A 16675-nucleotide genomic window follows, 5' to 3' on the forward strand; every position below is an offset into this window, starting at 1 on the left:
GCTAGTGTCCCAGAACCCGGTTGAGGTAATCGTTGGCGAACACCCGGTCCGGGTCACAGTGGTCGCGGAAGGCGACGAATTCATCGAACCGCGGGTACACGGTGCGCAGGTATCCGGCGTCGCGGGTGTGCATCTTGCCCCAGTGCGGTCGACCCTCGTAGCCGACCATGACGGCTTCGATGTCAGTGAAGTAACCGTCGGCGCGGTCTCCGGCATAGCGATGCACAGCCACGTAACCGGTTTCTCGTCCTGTCGCGGTGGACAGCGTCAGCTGATCGGCTGCCGCGACGCGCACCTCGATGGGGAAGCTGACCCGATATCCTTTGTCCCTGGCCACTCGTCGTACGCCGTCGAAGGCCTCGGCCAGCTGCTCCAGCGGCACCGCGTATTCCATCTCGCGGAACCGCACGTTGCGATCGCTGGTGAACACCGCGGCTGACGAGTCGACGATGACGCGTCCTGACAACGCATGCCCGGACACCATGTTGATCGCCGGGACCAGAGCCGGTGCCGCCACACCCACTCGGCATAGCACCCCGAACAGCTTGTTGCTCAACAACTCGTCGTCGATGTAGCGGCGCGTACGGCCTGGACCGGAGGCCGCGGTGTGGCCGTCGATACGGCGGTTGTACTTGGTCAGTGCCGCATCGGTGTGCGGGAACCAATAGAACTCAAAGTGGTCGGTGTCGTGAATCGAACGGTCAAGGTTGGCCAGGACGTCGCCGATGCCTGCCGGACGTTCGATGGCTTCGATGCAGAATTGCGGCACACATTCGATGGTGATCGCGGTGATCACTCCGAGTGCACCTAAACCGAGTGCAGCACAACGTAATTCGTTGTCATCAATGATGCTGCGGTGTTCACCGGTGCCGGTCACCAGATCGAGCCCGACGATCTGGGTGCTGAGGCCGCCAAAGCCCAATCCGGTGCCGTGGGTGCCGGTGGAGGTGGCGCCGGCGAGCGTTTGGCGGTCTATATCGCCGAGATTGGTCATCGCCAATCCGTACGGTTCCAGTAGCGCGGGAATCTCGTGCAGATGGGTGCCGGCCCGGAAGGTAGCGCGGTTGCCGTCCACCCCGATCAGACCGCGCATATTGGTCAACTGCAGCATTGTGTCGCCGGGCACACCGATTCCCGAAAAGCTGTGGCCGGCACCGACGGCTTTCACGGTCGTGCCGGACCGCCTTGCTGCCGTGATGATCTCGGCTATCTGGTCAACGCTGGTCGGGGCCAGTTGTCTGACGGGGTTGGCCGATTCGGTGCGTCCCCAGTTCTGCCACGTCACACGAATGCCTTTCCCTCGCCCCGGTAGGTGAGGACGTCACCGATCACCGCACCGTCGACCAGGGCGATGCTGTTGACGTGCTCGCTGAGTTCACCGGACTTGGTGTGGCGGAACCATACTCGATCTCCGACTCGCATCCGGGTCGCGGCAGTGCCACGCAGCGGGGTCTGCACTTCGCCGGCGGCCTCGCGGGACTGGTAGCGCAGCCCGGCCGGCCACACCGGACGCGGCAGTCGGCCGATGTCCGGCGGTCCGGAGGCGATCCAGCCACCACCATGGCAGGTGACCACGTCAGTGCGGGGTTTGCGCACCACTGCCACGCCGAAGCCGAGTGCGGGCGCTGGGGTGAAGTGCTGGTAGTTGTCGAACAGATGGCCGCCGAAATAGCCGCTGCCGACTGCAATGTCGGTCACCGCGGGGTCCTGCGCGGTGACCTCGATGGAACCGGTTCCGCCGGCGTTGACCATCTGCAGATCTGTGAGGTTCTCGATCGCTTCGACGATCTGGCGGCGCCGCGAGCGTAACTCGTCCATCGACATCCGCTGCATCAGCCGAATCAGGTGATTTTCCAAAGGTTTTCCGGGAACATCGTTGCCGACCCCCGCGACCTGCGCCTCATAGGACATCAGGCCGACCAGGGTGAAGCCCGGTCGTTGGACGATTGCGCGAGCCAGACGGACCGCCTCGTGCTGGGTATGCACCGGAGAGCGCAGCACCCCGAGGTCGCCGATACCGGGCAGCCGTAGCGAAGCGTCGAGATCGATCGCGACGCGGACGGGTGAGCGCTGACCAGGGGCGAGTACCGAGTCGACCACATCGAGGTGCGCTGTCGAATCGACCAAAAGCGTGACGCGTTCTAGCGCTTGTGTGTTGGCGCACAATGCCGAGATCGCCGCGCGGTTGGTACTCGGATAGCCCAGCAGGACGTCATCGATTCCGCGCCGGCCGGGGCCGTCGGTGGCCAACCAGATGGCCTCGGCGAGGTCATAGGCGAGAACACCGGTCACATGGTCAGAGCCGACCAGGGCGTCGATAACCGATCGGACCCGCAGCGACTTGGTGGCGATGCGCAACCGGGCTGTGCCGGCGCGGCGGTTCACATCGGCGATGTTGTGCCGTAGGGCAGGAAGGCTGAGCGCCGCCACCGGGCTGTCCTGGTCGCCGACAGCCGCGTCGAGCTCGGCCCAATATCGGTCGGCATCGGTGAGCCAAGGCTGCTGCTGCGGGGGCGCTGCTGACAGCAGCTCGTCGAGTGGCGATGGCGATTGGGCCATGGGGACCATCCTGCTCCAGGACTTGCCTTCCATTGCGCCGCTGGTCGGGCACACTTATCAACGTGTCGGAAACGTTGCCGGAACCCCTCAGCGGGACCCGTGGGTTTCTGCCTGCCGTTGAGGGACTAAGGGCGTGTGCGGCCATCGGTGTCGTGGTGACACACGTTGCCTTGCAGACGGCACATTTGCACGGCGTCTTTGGCCGATTGCTGGCGCGCCTGGATATGTCGGTGGCGGTGTTCTTCGCCCTGTCCGGGTTTCTGCTCTGGCGTGCACACGCGGCTGCGGCCGCCGGGCTCCGGGAGGGCCCGGCCACCGCACCGTATCTGCGCTCGCGGTTGGTCCGGATCATGCCGGCCTATCTCCTCACCGTCGTGGTGGTGCTGAGCTTGCTGCCGGAGGCGCGTACGGCTGACGGCACGGTCTGGATCGCGAACCTGACGCTGACGCAGATCTACGTTCCCAAGACGCTGTTCGCCGGTCTGACCCAGATGTGGAGTCTGTCGGTCGAGATGAGCTTCTACCTGGTGTTGCCGTTGCTGGCGCTCGGGGCGGCAAAACTGCCCGTGCGGGCGCGGATACCCGTGATCGCCGCTGCCGCGGTGCTGAGTCTCGGGTGGCCCTTTATGCCGATCCCGGCGTACAACGGTGCCAATCCGCTGAACTGGTTGCCTGCGTACACCTCATGGTTTGCCATCGGAATGCTGTTGGCGGAGTTGACTTTCCGGCCGGTCAGCTGGCCGCACCGGTTGGCCCGCCGGCCACTGGTGATGGGCGTCATCGCAGCCACTGCGTATGTCATCGGGGCTTCACCATTGGCAATTCCGTTCGACTCCCGGCCGGCCGGAGTCGAGCACTACATGGTGCGCATGGTGGTCGGCTTCGTGGTGGCCGGCGCGCTGCTGGCACCGTTGGTCCTGGGCCGCGGCAGCGATCGGCACCGTGTGCTGGCCGGTGCGCCGATGGTGACGTTGGGCCGCTGGTCTTACGGGCTGTTTCTATGGCATTTGGCCGCGCTGGACATGGTGATCGCATTGGTGGGCCCCGAGCCGTTCCCCGGTGATCTGCTGGTCATCGCGGTGTTGACCACGGGCTTCGGCATCGCCATCGCAGCGGTGAGCTATGCGCTACTCGAGGAGCCATGTCGGGTTGCATTGCGCCGCTGGGAATCGCGTCGACGCCGACCGCATCTCGCTGAAGGTGCCGATGCGGTGCTGGATCGCGCCGCTTGACCCGCGCCGCGGACCCTTCGGAGGGCCGAAGGAATGACGCCCCGTTGTCAAAGGCGATAGCCTGTCGAGAATCGGGTTCGGCCCGCCGTACCCGTGTGAGCAGCCCCGGAAGGTTCCGCTCGAGAGGACAATCAGGATCAATGACTGAGCGACAACCTGTTTCATCGCTGGCCGGCGCCGTGCTGGCCGGCCTGGCGATGTTCGGCGGCGGACTTTCCCAGGCGGGTCAGGCCGCCGCAGATCCGGCCCCTCCACCTCCGGCGCCAGCCGCACCCGGCACGCCGGCCCCGGGCCAGCCGGTGGTCAGTGCCGCCGACGGGCCGACCGGGCCTGTTGCACCTCCGCCTGGCGGTCCGCCGCCGGTGCCGGAAATCCAGAACCCCGTCTACGGTCAGGGGCAGACTCCAGGCCAGCTCGGATACCTTCGCGATCTCTGGCACACCTTCCGCAGCGGCAATCCGGTAGAGGCGCTGACAGCGCCCCCGGATGAGGTGAGTGGGCCCCCGCCGGGCGCGGGTCCTGCTCCCAAACTTCCGCCTGGCTACACGTCATTGACTGACCCAGGCTCGTCCACACCAGTGTCTGAGGGACCCAAAACAGGTGGTCCGGCGTTGCCGCCCGGGTACTACCCGCTCAACGGGCCGCCGCCGCCAGGTTGGTTTGACCAGCAACCGGGTTCAGCTCCGGCGTCACCACCTGGGGGGCCGCCACCGCCGGTTGGATTCGTCGCCGGTCCGCCGCCTGGTGCGCCCACACACTGACCGGTGGTCACCCATTGGGCAGACCTCGCGTAACGTGCTTATGTACGCTAAGTATCTGTAGTCCGCTCGACGCTGGAGTAATCATGATGATCAAGTCCGCTCTGTCCGCTGTCGTCGTTGCGGGCGCAATCGCCGCCGGTGCGCTGGCCCTGGACGTGCCGCTGGCCGCCGCTCAGCCCCCGCCGCCCGCACCCGGGCAGGGCGAGGTGCCGCCGAATTGGGCGCCGCGCAAACCTGCCGAGATGTGGAGCGGTCAACCGGTCGTGTGGACCTCGGGTTGGGGTGGACGCTGGGGCGTGTGGATCAACGGCAGCTTCATCACGTTGTCGTCAAACCCGGTGACCAACGGCGGCTGATTTAGCAGTTCTCGGTCGGACGGTCAGACCCCGTCGTGTGCGGGGTTTGCCGGCGTGCCGCATGTCTAGGCTGGACTGCATGGCTCGCACTTCCGCACCCACTGGCCTGATCAACATCGAGGAGTGCCTGGATTCATCGGGTGGGGTGGTGCTACCGCCCGGTGCCACGCTGATCTCGCTGATTGAGCGGAACATCAACAGCGTTCCGGACACCGTGGCGTACCGCTATCTGGACTATTCCAGCGCTGCCGAGGGACAGTCCTCCGAGCTGACCTGGGCCCAGCTCGGGGTTCGCTTGCAGGCCATCGGCGCTCGGGTGCAGCAGTTCGTTGCGCGGGGCGATCGGGTCGCCATCCTGGCCCCACAGGGCCTCGAATACATCGCCGGATTCTTCGCCGCGATCAAAGCCGGAGCCATCGCGGTGCCGCTTTTCGCGCCGGAGCTACCGGGCCACGCCGAGCGGCTCGACACCGCCATGCGCGACGCCCGTCCGACCACGGTGTTGACCACCGTGGCCGCGTCGCCTGCGGTTGAGGAATTTCTGTTGTCGCACAACGATATTGGCAAGCCCAACATCGTTGTCATCGACGAGGTGCCGGATAGTGAGGCCGACGAGTTCGTGCCCGTCCAGCTGGATGAAGATGACATCTCGCACCTGCAGTACACCTCGGGTTCGACGCGCCCACCGGTCGGCATCGAGATCACCCACCGCGCCGTAGGCACCAACCTGATCCAGATGATCCTGTCGATCGACCTGCTGGACCGGAACACCCACGGCGTCAGCTGGCTGCCGCTGTATCACGACATGGGTCTGTCGATGATCGGCTTTCCTGCGGTGTACGGCGGGCACTCCACGCTGCTGTCGCCGACGGCTTTCATCCGCAGGCCTTTCCGCTGGATTCAGGCGATGTCTGACGGGTCGAGCGAGGGCCGAGTGGTCACTGCAGCACCCAATTTCGCCTACGAATGGGCCGCTCAGCGCGGGGCACCCAAACCCGGTTCGAACCAGACCAACATCGACCTCGCCAATGTCGTGATGATCATCGGCTCCGAGCCGGTCAGCATGGACGCGATCAAAGCGTTCAACAAGGCGTTCGGCCCGTACGGGTTACCTCCGACGGCGTTCAAACCCTCGTACGGCATCGCCGAAGCAACGCTGTTCGTTGCGAACATCGCCCCGTCGGCCGAAGCGTCGGTGGCCTACTTCGATCGGGACCGGCTGGCGGCCGGAGAGGCAGTGCGGGTCGCCGAGAATGCCCCCGGCTCGGTCGGCCAGGTGTCCTGCGGCCAGACTGCGCGCAGCCTGTGGGCGGTGATCGTCGACCCTGAGACCGGGGCAGAGCGCGCGGATGCCCAGGTCGGTGAAATCTGGTTGCAGGGCAAGAACATTGGCCGCGGTTACTGGGGCCTGCCGGAGGAGACGAAGGCGACTTTCGATGCCCGGTTGGGGTCCGCGCTGGTTCAGGACAGCCACGCTGATGGCGCGATGCTCGACGGTTCCTGGTTGCGCACCGGAGATTTGGGGTTCTACTTCAACGGCGAGCTGTACGTGACCGGGCGGATGGCCGACCTGATCACCATCGATGGCCGCAACCATTACCCGGACGACATCGAGAACACCGTCGCCGACGCATCGCCGGTGGTTCGTCGCGGTTATGTGACCGCCTTTTCCGTACCGGACGAAGGTGGTGAGCGGTTGGTGGTCATCGCGGAACGCGCGTCGGGGACTGCCCGCACTGATCCGCAGCCTGCGATCAAGGCGATCGGCGAGGCGGTGTCCGCCGGGCACGGTGTGGCGGTGTCGGAGGTTCGCCTGCTTTCGGCGGGCGGCATCCCGCGCACCACCAGCGGCAAGTTAGCCCGGCAGGCCTGCCGGACGGCATATCTGGATGGGACGTTGGGCACGCACTGAAACCAGCGCCGCTACCACCTGGAGGCGATGTTGGCCGCGATCTGCTGAGCGATCTTCACCGCCGAACCGGCCGGATTGGCGCTGCAGGTGTTGACGTCGGCAATGATGTTGTTTTTCAGCGTCAGCGCGCGTTCACAGGCCCAGCCGGGTGCTGCGGCCTGCTGCTCGGTGGTCACGGCGCTCAGGGTGCCGTTCTCATTCGAGACGGGTCCGACGACCCACTGGGTCTGGCTCTGCAGGTGTGTGTACTGGTGGCAGCCCGGCCACTGCCGAGCCGCGTTGTCGAAGAATGCCTGGGCTTTGTCGACTGTCAGAAACAGGACCACAGCCTGCTTGAGGTAGTGGGTGAATTTGTCGCCGTTGTTCATGCTCTGGTCGCGTTCGGCGCGTGAATTGCTGCCCACGTAAGTCACGGCCTCAGCGGCGCCGTCGAGGGGGAGGCACTCCGGGGGCGCCATGGTGGTGCTGTTGTCGGACATCGCGGACTGGTTGCTGGTGACGGCCATCCCGGTGGTGCCCATTGCGGCGTTCGCCTGGTCGGGATTGACCAGCAGAGCGTCGAGTTCACGCTCGACCAGCGGGCGCGGAATGAAGACCCGAGTGGCTGTCGACTCGGCGCTGACGATGGTGTTGGTACATCCGGTGAGAAGCAGACAGGCAATGGCAACGACGAGTCTGGCAGTTGGCTGGCGCATATGCTCCTCCCGTCCCAGACGCTTGCGGAGCGATCCGCGCAACACCGCCCCTCTTGAAGACTAATGGTGCTCCCGTAGCGTCGCCGCCTGCGGTAATTCGGCGGAGATTCTTCATTACGATGAATCGTCGTTCTTGGTAACGGGCAGGGCACCGGGTAACTGACCTCAGAGACTAGCAACGGCCGGGCTCTAGGAGCCCGGCCGTCACCTTCACATCATCGAAGCTCAGTTGGACGCGTCGAGGATCTTGATCGCGAAGACCAGAGTGTCACCCTGCTGGATTCCTGCGCTTGGCTGACCGTCCGGGTAACCGTCGGCCGAGGTCATCGCAACGCCGACGGTGGACCCGACCTTCTGGCCGGCGATGGCCTTCTGGAAGCCGGGCACAACGCCGGTGAGCGCGAACTGGGCCGGCTCGCCGCGGTCATAGGCGCTGTCGAACTTGTGTCCGTCACGGCCATCGAAGCCGGCGTAGCAGACGGAGACGGTAGCGGTGGGAGCGACGACCGGTCCGGTGCCGGGCTGCAAGGTGTGCACCTGGGTCTGCGCGACGCTGAATGGTGCGGACACCTTGACCACCGGTGCGGCGGTATCGGTGGAGCCGGTGACTGCGACGCTGCCGGTCGCGCCCGTCAGCGTCCACTCAGGAGCGCCCGCGTTCTGCGGTGCGGCCGTCGGGCAGGTCGCGGGTGCGGCCGGAGTGTCGGTGGCGGCCGGGGTGACGGCTTCGGAGATGGAAGGGATGGGCGCCGAGGTCGACGGTGTGCCTGCGGCCGGGGTCTTGGTGTCCGAGTCGCACGCGGCAAGTGTTACGGCGAGCGAGGCAGCGCAGGCGACGATGGCTACGGAGGACGGGACACGCGAGATGTTCACGGTCGCCCAGCCTACAGGCGCCTAGCGGTGTGCCGCGGTGGTCTCCGCCCGCCGGAGGATGGCGACGAGAAAGTCCGAGTCGTCGGTGAACGGCCGCAGATCCCAGGTAGACAGCAGTAGATCCGGGGTGAACCCGGCTTCGGCGGCGTCAGCGAAAAACTGGTCGAACTCATAGTCGCGACCGGCGCCGAAGCCGATGATCACCCGACCGGCAGGTGCAACGTGGGCGTGGAGCCGGGTCAGCACCTGTACCCGGGTGGCCGGAGCCAGAAAAGTCATCACGTTGCCGGCTGAGACGATCAGATCGAATGGCGTACTGATGCCCAGGGCGGGTAAGTCGAGTTCGGCAAGATCACCCACCAGCCAGCGCGGGCCCGGATGGTCCTGTTCGGCCGCTTCGATGAGTGCCGGGTCCACGTCAACGCCGACGACGTGGTGGCCGGCTGCAGCCAGATACCCGCCAACCCGGCCCGGTCCGCAACCGGCGTCGAGGATGTGGGCTCCGCGAGGCGCCATCGCGTCCACCAATCGAGCTTCGCCGACCAGATCCTCGCCGGCGCGTGCCAGGGAGCGAAAGCGTTCGATATACCAGGCCGAATGCCCGGGATCGGCCGCGACTTTTTGCATCCAGAGGTTCTCCTCGACCATCCAGCCATTGTTGCAAGCTCGCGGCACCGACGGGAACGGCCGGGTTCGGCAGTGGCTGGAGCGCACGCAACGGAATAACCGGACTGTCGCAGAGCAGTGCGACTCCGCATGCGAGCGGCCACGGTCAGCGGTGACGCAATCGAAGTCGTCCAAGGTGCTAGACGCCCATAGGTTATGCGCGTAACCTCACACCCGCGCAGTGACCGGGCTCACTCGGTGATCGTCCGCGTGTGCTGTGCGTACGGCGAACAGTTCCCAACGATTGAAGGCACCGCGCTTCTCCGGGGCGGAGCGGCTCGGCGAAAGGATGAAGGACAGTGACTAACACCATGGACGTCGATCCTGCGGTTACGATCCCCAGCGGCGGGATCATTCCGGTTTTCAACCCGTCGAACGAAGAGCAGATCGCGGAGGTCCCTGATTCTGATCAGGCCGCGGTTGATGCGGCGGTGGCCCGGGCGCGGGAGACGTTCGAGTCGGGGGTGTGGCGCAAGCTGCCCGCCGCCCACCGGGCCGAGGTGCTCTTCAAGGCAGCGGAGATCATCAAGCGGCGCACCGAGGAACTCGCTGAGATCGAGGCGCGCGACAACGGGATGAATGCGTTGGCCGCGCAGCAGATCATCAAGGTGGCCAACGAGATGCTGATCTACTACGCCGGTTGGGTCGGCAAGATCCACGGCGAGTCGAGCAATCTGGTCTCCGATGGTCTGCTCGGCCACTTCGAGAACTACCACACCTTCACCCAGCTCGAGCCGGTCGGTGTCGTGGGCCTGATCATCCCGTGGAACGGGCCGTTCTTCGTTGCGATGCTCAAGGTGGCGCCCGCGTTGGCGGCCGGTTGTAGCGCGGTGCTCAAGCCGGCCGAGGAAACCCCACTGTCGGCTTTGAAGTTGGAGGAGATCTTCCGGGAGGCAGGTCTGCCCGATGGTGTCCTGAACGTCATCACCGGTTACGGCGAGACCACCGGCGCGGCGCTGACTGCGCACCCCGATGTCGACAAGATCGCCTTCACCGGATCCACCGAGGTGGGTCGGTTGATCGTCAAGGCGGCCGCGGGCAATCTCAAGCGCCTGACCCTGGAGCTCGGTGGCAAGTCGCCGCTGATCATGTTCGACGACGCGAATCTGGACAAGGCGATCATGGGCGCCGGCATGGGCCTGCTCGCCGGCTCGGGCCAGAACTGCTCGTGTACCTCACGGATGTATGTGCAGCGCGGCATCTACGACCAGGTCGTGGAAGGTCTGGCCGCTTTCGCCAAGATGCTCCCGATGGGCGGATATGAGGATCCCACCTCCGTGCTGGGTCCGCTGATCAGCCAGAAGCAGCGCACCCGGGTTGAGGGCATCGTCAACGACGGAGTGGCCGGGGGTGCGGAGATCATCACGGGCGGTAAGCCGATGGACCGCAAGGGCTACTTCTACGAGGCGACCATCATCACCAACACCACGCCCGATATGCGCCTGATCAAGGAAGAGATCTTCGGCCCGGTCGGTTGCGTGATCCCCTTCGATGAAGAGGAAGAGGCGATCGCCGCGGCCAACGACACCGAGTACGGGTTGGCAGGTTCGATCTGGACCGAGAACCTGTCCCGGGCTCATCGCGTTGCCAATGAGCTTCGTGGCGGCCAGATTTGGGTCAACTCGGCGCTGGCGGCCGATCCGTCGATGCCGATCTGCGGACACAAGCAGTCCGGTTGGGGCGGCGAGCGCGGCAAGAAGGGCTTGGAGGCCTACTTCAACACCAAGTCGGTCTACATCGGCCTGACCTGACAATGACCGGGCGGACCCGATCAGCGGTACCCAACTTGTCGCTGGTCGGGTCCTGAAATTGCCTGCAGACGAGAGCCTTTCAGCTCTACCCTGGGCCGCTGTTGATTGTCTCGATCAACAGCGGGCTTCGGTGGCTCGGTGCGATCGGCCAGGTACCAAGCTGTACCAGCCGCGCCCTGGAATACCTTGTGCACCTTCGGTTTACCAGCAGCGCAGGTCCAGCTACAGCGGAAGGATCACCACGCCGGCTGAGCCTTCGAGGTGTGTGGCGCTGTAGTGGGCACGCTGTGGCTGACCGATCCCGGTCAATGTCATCGAGTGCACCGTCGTGATCAACAGGGTGTGTACCGGCACCGACTTGGCTTCGCCGAGAACGACCGGCGGGATCAGCAGCGTGGCGGTGGTCGATCCGACGTCCACGGTGAGCCGTAGTACGACTGAGACCAGGGTGCCGAGGTTGGCATCCTCGGTGACTGTGACTTGGTCGGCCCGAAATGTCTTGGTGACGTGTGTGTCTTCATAGACCAGCTTGACCGGCCCATCCTTGGTGAGTGGTCCCGAGCCGCCGGGGTAGTAGGTGATGTGAATTCCCCCGCCGTGCAGGTGATACACGTTGGGTGCCACGCTGGGCACGGCGTTGGCGGCGGCGGGTTTTGGTGCTGTTGTAGTCATGTCGGGCCTCGGTTTCGTTGGATGCGCCCCACCAGTCGGTGGGGCGTCGTGAATTACGGAACCCATCTTCAGACGACCATGAACCCCTTGACTTGCGTAGTGCACTACTTCAATTGACACGCAATACGCGGGCTGCGACGAGTAGTGCGCGCACCAATACGTTGCCCGCCGGATCGGGATGCGGTGCCTACCATGGGTGACTATGGCACCTGAAACGGCGACAGCCGATACGGTCGATCTCGCCGATTTACTTGACTTCATCCGGCCTCGGCATCGGATGGTGCTGACCACATTCCGCGCCGACGGGTCGTTGCAGAGCTCGCCCGTAACTGGCGGACTCGACGCCCAGGGCCGAGTGGTTATCGCGAGCTATCCGCAACGCGCCAAATGTGCGAACATCCGCCACAGGCAGACCGCCAGCGTGGTCGTTCTCTCCGACGAATTCAACGGCGCGTATGTCCAAGTCGACGGGGACGCCGAGGTCATCGACCTCCCGGACGCGGAGGAATTGCTGGTCGACTACTACCGAGCGATCGCGGGGGAGCACCCCGACTGGTCGGAGTACCGCCAGGCCATGCTGGACCAAGGCAAGTGCTTGATCCGGATCACGCCGCGCCGTTGGGGACCTGTGGCAACAGGCGGCTTCCCGCCGAAGTGACGCACAACATGAGCGATTCACCCGCTGACTCGACCGTGTTGCCCGCGGCGTTCATCGGTCACGGCAGCCCGATGAACGCCTTGGAGCACAACCGGTTTACCGCGGCGTGGACGACCTTCGGCCAGTCGGTACCACGGCCCCGAGCGATACTGGTGATCAGTGCGCATTGGTACATCACCGCAACCGCGGTCACCGCCATGGCCCGCCCGCGCACCATCCACGACTTCTACGGCTTCCCACAGGAATTGTTCGACGTGCAGTATCCCGCGCCGGGGCTGCCGGAACTTGCCGACGAGATCGCCGAGACAGTGAAACCCACCTGGGTCGGGAGTGATCGTGACAGCTGGGCTATCGACCACGGCACCTGGTCAGTGCTTGTGCACGCCTTTCCAGATGCCTCAATTCCTGTCGTGCAGTTGTCGATCAACGCAGAGAAGTCTCTGGAGGAGCACTTCGCGCTCGGTGCCCAGCTGTCTGAATTACGCAGTCGCGGGGTCCTGATCATCGGAAGCGGCAACATTGTGCACAACCTGCGGGCCGTCAATTGGAAGGTCCCCGAGAGTGGATTCGACTGGGCCATCAGGTTTGACGACGCTGCGGCGAACCTGCTGACGTCCGACCCATCCCGCGTGGTGCAGCTACGCGAGCATCCCGACTATGCCGCCGCGGTCCCGACGCCGGATCACTTCATCCCCATGCTCTACCTCGCCGGTCTGAGTTCGGCGGCCGGCACACCAGCGGATGTCTTGGTCGACGGCTACAGCTACGGGTCGTTGTCGATGACCTCGTATACGGTCGGGCCCAACTCACCGGCCGACGTCGCCTAATTGTTCAGAACGAATTCGATTGGCAGCCAGCTGATCTCGATGCCACGAGGCGACCGAGATCCCGTTCCGACTCGCCGGCGGCTTCCGCGCCCGCGTTCGCGAGCGGTGAGCAACCGCTGGATGCGAAGCGCGGTGGGAGGCGTTCAAGGCAGGCCGCTGAACTGGTGCTGCAGTACGGGCATTGGCTAACTACCGATGTGGTGTTTTTCACTCTGTGAAACGGAGTTCGCGGCGCCGTCGATAGACAGGGCAAATCAGTCGATATCGATCCCACTCGCCTGACTGGCCAGAGCTTTCGAGGAGCAGCCCATGGACGTTGTGCTCGGTGTCGTCCTGACATCGCAGATGGCCGGGCTCACGGTGTCGACAAGCGGTGGGGCAGACAATGCGGTGCTCGATCACGCTGCCGTGTACTTCGATCACAAGAGCAGCTATGCCGCTCAACTCGCCGACGCGGTACGCCAGCTGCGCCGGCGGGCCGTCAGGCGTCGCTGCCGGCTGCGATCGATTGCCGTCACCTGGACTGCCGATGCCGATCAGGACGCGGTGCGGTTCAGTGAGCTCCTCGCAGAACTTGGCATGGGTACCGACCTTGTGCCGATCCCGCTGGCCGCAGCCAGCACGGCACTGGTGGCCGACAATGGATACACCGACACCGCTATCTGCGTCATCGAGCCTGACGTCGCAAGCGCCGGCGTTATGCGTGGCCGCGTGGTCATCGCCAATCTGGACGGACCGCGGCTGTCGCTCGCGCACTTCCGGAACGACGGGAGCGCCACCCATTGGCTGACGGAACTCTTCGATGACTATGACCGTCAACCTCGCCTTTTCGTCGTCGGTGGAGACGACAACACCAAACGGCACCTCAGCGGCGCCCGCGTTGCGATTGAATCCCGAACAGAGTCCATGACGGCGCTCGCACACGGCGCTGCACTGGCTGCGCGTTGCAGCGATGGCGTCGTTACGCATAGCCGCCCTGTGCAACCGAGGCGGCCCCGCAAGATGGTTTCGTGGTCCGTGCCGCCGGTTGCCGCGGCGGTGTGCATCGGCGCCTTGGTCGCTGCGATGCCGCTCGGATGGGCTACCGGCCCGCATCTACAAGACTTTCGATTCGCGCCTGCGCCGCCGGCGGTTAACTCCGCACCGCCCGCTCCTGCGTCGTCCCCCGGCGGCACTGCGCAGCCCCAACTGCCCCCGCCGCCGCTGCCTTCAAGCGCAGCCACGCCCGTCGTACCGGCACCGTCCGCCGATGACGCTGAGGTCATTCAAAAGCAGAACCAGAGCGACACGTCCACGCCGATTCCTGATGCCCGTCGGCACCAGGAATCCATCCCAGCGGCTCCGTTGCAGCCGGCGCCACTCGGCACGGCTCCCGAACTTGAGCAAGGCCCCGGGGGGATGAATCCGCACCCGGTCGACCGCCCCGACAACTGTTTGGCATTGTGCGGGTTCGTGCTCTAAGCGGTTGGCACGTGGTTTAGCTACTGTTGCCCCCGTGTTTGAAGCCCGGCCATCAACCGGGGGTGCTTCGGGGTGTCATCGCACCGGCGTCCCTTTCGAAAAGCCAAGGGCCCGTGGCTGAATTGGTGTCATCGAAGGCGCTTGAAAGGGTCAGGACCGGCCGGAGTCTTCGCACTCCGTGGCATCTGGCCAGAATTAATTATTTGCTGCGTAAATGCTGTGTGCGTCCGGTCGCGGGCAAATGCGAGTAGGTCACTACTCGTGACTGCCCCACGGTGGCGCGGCGAAAGTAGGCATGCACCGATAGGTGGACCATGCCGACGTTGGACCAGACCGCGCGGCGACAACGAAAGGTAATTAGATGAAATTTCAGGCGTACCACGGCGTCAGCGCCGCAACGCACCAGACCCATGTGACCGATCTGTCCAAGGCCGGCTACGGAATGATCTCCCTGAGCGTCTACGGAAACCCGGGCAATGCGCAATACGCAGCGGTGTGGGTCGATCGACCGATGCCGGCATGGACGGCGATTCACGGTGTCGACGGCAATGCGTATCAGACGTGGTTCAACAACAACGTCAAGGCGGGCTACGGTGCGTCGCTGGTTTCGGCGACCGGCTCCGGCGGCAACGCGATCTTCGCCGCGGTGATGACGAAGGGTGTCGGGGCGGGTTGGGTTGCCCACCATGGCCTTACGCAGTCGCAGTTCAACGCGGTCAACGCGTCGGCGCAGACGAGTGGGCTGCGTCCACATTCGGTGACCATCTACGGTGACTCGGGAGCGCGGCTGTACGCCGGGGTGTGGTGGCCGAACACTGACTGGGTTAAGTGGATGGTCAACCCTGCCGACGGCGCCTCGCACTACCAGCAGACGTTCGACCTCGACACCCAGTTGCCCGGTTACACCCTCAATGCGTGGCGCCCGGCCTATGTCGCGCTTTCGGGCGACCACACGTACTGCTCGGTGTACAGCGACGATGTCGTCGACAGCTGGTACGCCCGCCATGGACTCACCGCAGCCGAGTATCAGACCGAATTCGACAAGCAGCAGAAGGCGGGGCGCTACCCGATCTGTGTGCAGGGCGGTGGCAGCGGGGGAGACACCCGGTATGCGGCGGTGTTCGCCAAAAACGATGTGCCAGAGGCGCGTCAGTGGACGGCCACGGGCCAGTCGGTGGCCGCCTACCAAGCCGTCGACCAACTGTTCCAAAGCTTCATGCATAAGCAGGCGATCCGCGCAGCGCAGGTGGCGATCCTCAAGAACGGGACCACCGTCTTCAACCGCGGCTACACCTGGGCCGAGCCGGGTTACAAGACGACGAAGCCCAGCGACCGCTTCCTGCTTGCCAGTTGCAGCAAGATGTTCTGCGAGGCGGCAATCCAGTCGCTGTACGACGCGAAGATACTCAGCCCGGGTGATGCTGCGTTCGCCAAGCTCGGGATCTCGAACCCGGGCAACGTCACCGACCACGACAAGATCACGGTCCAGGAGTTACTCGACCACACCTCGGGCTACGACGACGGTATTCCGCCATACTTTGACCCGACTTACTCGATGGGCCAGATCGCCAACAGCCTCGGAATCACCCATCCGACCCGGTTCGACATCTGCAAATACATGTACGGTCAGCCGCTGCAGCACGCGCCGGGTACGACCAATGCGTACTCCAACTTCGGATACCTGATGCTGGCCGCCCTCGTCGACAAGCGCGGTGGCACAGGCGATTACTGGACTTACCTGAAGAAGACCCTGCTCGATCCCGCCGGGATCGCAGAGGTCGAGGTGATCTCCACAGCCGCCTCCGGCCGTCACAGTGAGGAGGCGATCGCCGAAGACCCGGGCATCGGCCAGAACGTCCTCAAGCCGGCAGTGTCGGATCTAGTGCCCTCGGTCTACGGCGGCGACGGTGAGATCAACGAGGTCGGCGTCGGCAACGACGGACTCGGTGCTTCGGCGCACGCGCTGGCTCAGTTCGCCCACCTACACGCCGCGTGGGGCAACGGTCCGCGCGTCAACAGTGCGCGGGAAGGCTCGACGCCGGGTGCGTCGACGTTCGTCTGGACCCGCAACGAGTTCGACATAGCCATCACGGTCAACACGCGCGCCTGGCGGCCTGGGACTAATCCCGTCAAGTTGCCGGGCGGCAAGACACAGTCTGTCGTCGAGCAGTTCCAGATGCAGGTCGACGCGGCGATCTCCTGAAGGACTATCTACGCACCGTCGATTGTGGGCGGCTCTCCCGGTGGCGAGG

15 protein-coding genes are annotated in these 16675 nt (G+C 64.7%); 9 read left to right on the forward strand and 6 right to left on the reverse strand.

Translation table 11 applies throughout. From position 1 onward, the window contains the following. Window position 1: 1 nt before the first annotated feature. Entirely contained in the window at window positions 2-1285 is a 1284-nt protein-coding gene (locus M2432_RS24650; protein WP_280829469.1) for a D-arabinono-1,4-lactone oxidase, read from the reverse strand. After that, window positions 1282-2559: an alanine racemase gene (locus tag M2432_RS24655; RefSeq protein WP_280829470.1), complete on the reverse strand. Its 1278-nt coding sequence runs from the start codon at window positions 2557-2559 to the stop codon at window positions 1282-1284. Before M2432_RS24655 ends, M2432_RS24650 begins: the two co-directional genes overlap by 4 nt. A 62-nt stretch (window positions 2560-2621) precedes the next feature. On the opposite strand from M2432_RS24655, the gene M2432_RS24660 reads away from it, so the two are divergent. From M2432_RS24660 to M2432_RS24675, 4 genes are all read left to right on the forward strand, one after another. Further along, window positions 2622-3791 carry an acyltransferase gene (locus tag M2432_RS24660; RefSeq protein ID WP_280829471.1) on the forward strand — a complete coding sequence of 390 codons (1170 nt, stop codon included), beginning with the start codon at window positions 2622-2624 and terminating at the stop codon, window positions 3789-3791. Between the two features lie 140 nt (window positions 3792-3931). Continuing rightward, window positions 3932-4552: a hypothetical protein gene (locus tag M2432_RS24665; RefSeq protein WP_280829472.1), complete on the forward strand. Its 621-nt coding sequence runs from the start codon at window positions 3932-3934 to the stop codon at window positions 4550-4552. An 80-nt stretch (window positions 4553-4632) separates the two neighbouring features. Further along, window positions 4633-4908 (forward strand): hypothetical protein, encoded by a 276-nt coding sequence (locus M2432_RS24670; protein WP_280829498.1) that lies wholly within the window; start codon window positions 4633-4635, stop codon window positions 4906-4908. Window positions 4909-4987: 79 nt separating this feature from the next. Then, a complete protein-coding gene (locus M2432_RS24675) occupies window positions 4988-6820 on the forward strand; it encodes a fatty acyl-AMP ligase (RefSeq protein WP_280829473.1) in 1833 nt (610 codons plus the stop codon). Window positions 6821-6831: 11 nt separating this feature from the next. Here the strand turns inward: M2432_RS24675 and M2432_RS24680 are convergent, their stop codons facing one another. From M2432_RS24680 to M2432_RS24690, 3 genes are all read right to left on the reverse strand, one after another. Next, a complete protein-coding gene (locus M2432_RS24680) occupies window positions 6832-7515 on the reverse strand; it encodes a sensor domain-containing protein (RefSeq protein WP_280829474.1) in 684 nt (227 codons plus the stop codon). 225 nt (window positions 7516-7740) lie between these two features. Then, complete coding sequence (locus M2432_RS24685; RefSeq protein ID WP_280829475.1) at window positions 7741-8388, reverse strand: FKBP-type peptidyl-prolyl cis-trans isomerase; 648 nt, start codon at window positions 8386-8388, stop codon at window positions 7741-7743. A gap of 21 nt (window positions 8389-8409) precedes the next feature. Continuing rightward, the gene (locus tag M2432_RS24690; protein ID WP_280829476.1) at window positions 8410-9036 is read right to left on the reverse strand and encodes a class I SAM-dependent methyltransferase; all 627 of its coding nucleotides are present in this window, start codon (window positions 9034-9036) and stop codon (window positions 8410-8412) included. 329 nt (window positions 9037-9365) lie between these two features. Between M2432_RS24690 and M2432_RS24695 the strand changes: the two genes are divergently transcribed. After that, window positions 9366-10805 carry an aldehyde dehydrogenase family protein gene (locus tag M2432_RS24695; protein ID WP_280829499.1) on the forward strand — a complete coding sequence of 480 codons (1440 nt, stop codon included), beginning with the start codon at window positions 9366-9368 and terminating at the stop codon, window positions 10803-10805. Between the two features lie 222 nt (window positions 10806-11027). Here the strand turns inward: M2432_RS24695 and M2432_RS24700 are convergent, their stop codons facing one another. Continuing rightward, window positions 11028-11477, reverse strand: a complete 450-nt coding sequence (locus tag M2432_RS24700; protein ID WP_280829477.1) for a hypothetical protein — start codon at window positions 11475-11477, stop codon at window positions 11028-11030. A gap of 202 nt (window positions 11478-11679) precedes the next feature. Here M2432_RS24700 and M2432_RS24705 point away from each other — a divergent pair, with 202 nt between their 5' ends. From M2432_RS24705 to M2432_RS24720, 4 genes are all read left to right on the forward strand, one after another. Then, on the forward strand, window positions 11680-12135 hold the full coding sequence (locus M2432_RS24705; RefSeq protein ID WP_280829478.1) for a PPOX class F420-dependent oxidoreductase: 456 nt from the start codon (window positions 11680-11682) through the stop codon (window positions 12133-12135). Between the two features lie 8 nt (window positions 12136-12143). Further along, complete coding sequence (gene ygiD, locus M2432_RS24710) at window positions 12144-12962, forward strand: 4,5-DOPA dioxygenase extradiol (protein WP_280829479.1); 819 nt, start codon at window positions 12144-12146, stop codon at window positions 12960-12962. A 309-nt stretch (window positions 12963-13271) separates the two neighbouring features. Continuing rightward, window positions 13272-14423, forward strand: coding sequence for a hypothetical protein (locus tag M2432_RS24715; protein ID WP_280829480.1), 1152 nt, complete (start codon window positions 13272-13274; stop codon window positions 14421-14423). Window positions 14424-14784: 361 nt separating this feature from the next. Then, window positions 14785-16626, forward strand: coding sequence for a serine hydrolase (locus M2432_RS24720; RefSeq protein ID WP_280829481.1), 1842 nt, complete (start codon window positions 14785-14787; stop codon window positions 16624-16626). Window positions 16627-16675: the final 49 nt, after the last annotated feature.

Origin of the sequence: Mycobacterium sp. OTB74 (genome assembly GCF_029892685.1) — a bacterium.
Taxonomy (GTDB): Bacteria; Actinomycetota; Actinomycetes; order Mycobacteriales; family Mycobacteriaceae; genus Mycobacterium.

Bases quoted from the DNA above. Each gene is read 5' to 3' on its own strand.
- M2432_RS24655 (WP_280829470.1), bottom strand. From the start codon at position 2,559: ATGGCCCAATCGCCATCGCCACTCGACGAGCTGCTGTCAGCAGCGCCC.
- M2432_RS24665 (WP_280829472.1), top strand. From the start codon at position 3,932: ATGACTGAGCGACAACCTGTTTCATCGCTGGCCGGCGCCGTGCTGGCC.
- M2432_RS24675 (WP_280829473.1), top strand. From the start codon at position 4,988: ATGGCTCGCACTTCCGCACCCACTGGCCTGATCAACATCGAGGAGTGC.
- M2432_RS24680 (WP_280829474.1), bottom strand. From the start codon at position 7,515: ATGCGCCAGCCAACTGCCAGACTCGTCGTTGCCATTGCCTGTCTGCTT.
- M2432_RS24690 (WP_280829476.1), bottom strand. From the start codon at position 9,036: ATGGTCGAGGAGAACCTCTGGATGCAAAAAGTCGCGGCCGATCCCGGG.
- M2432_RS24695 (WP_280829499.1), top strand. From the start codon at position 9,366: ATGGACGTCGATCCTGCGGTTACGATCCCCAGCGGCGGGATCATTCCG.
- M2432_RS24700 (WP_280829477.1), bottom strand. From the start codon at position 11,477: ATGACTACAACAGCACCAAAACCCGCCGCCGCCAACGCCGTGCCCAGC.
- M2432_RS24705 (WP_280829478.1), top strand. From the start codon at position 11,680: ATGGCACCTGAAACGGCGACAGCCGATACGGTCGATCTCGCCGATTTA.
- ygiD (WP_280829479.1), top strand. From the start codon at position 12,144: ATGAGCGATTCACCCGCTGACTCGACCGTGTTGCCCGCGGCGTTCATC.
- M2432_RS24715 (WP_280829480.1), top strand. From the start codon at position 13,272: ATGGACGTTGTGCTCGGTGTCGTCCTGACATCGCAGATGGCCGGGCTC.
- M2432_RS24720 (WP_280829481.1), top strand. From the start codon at position 14,785: ATGAAATTTCAGGCGTACCACGGCGTCAGCGCCGCAACGCACCAGACC.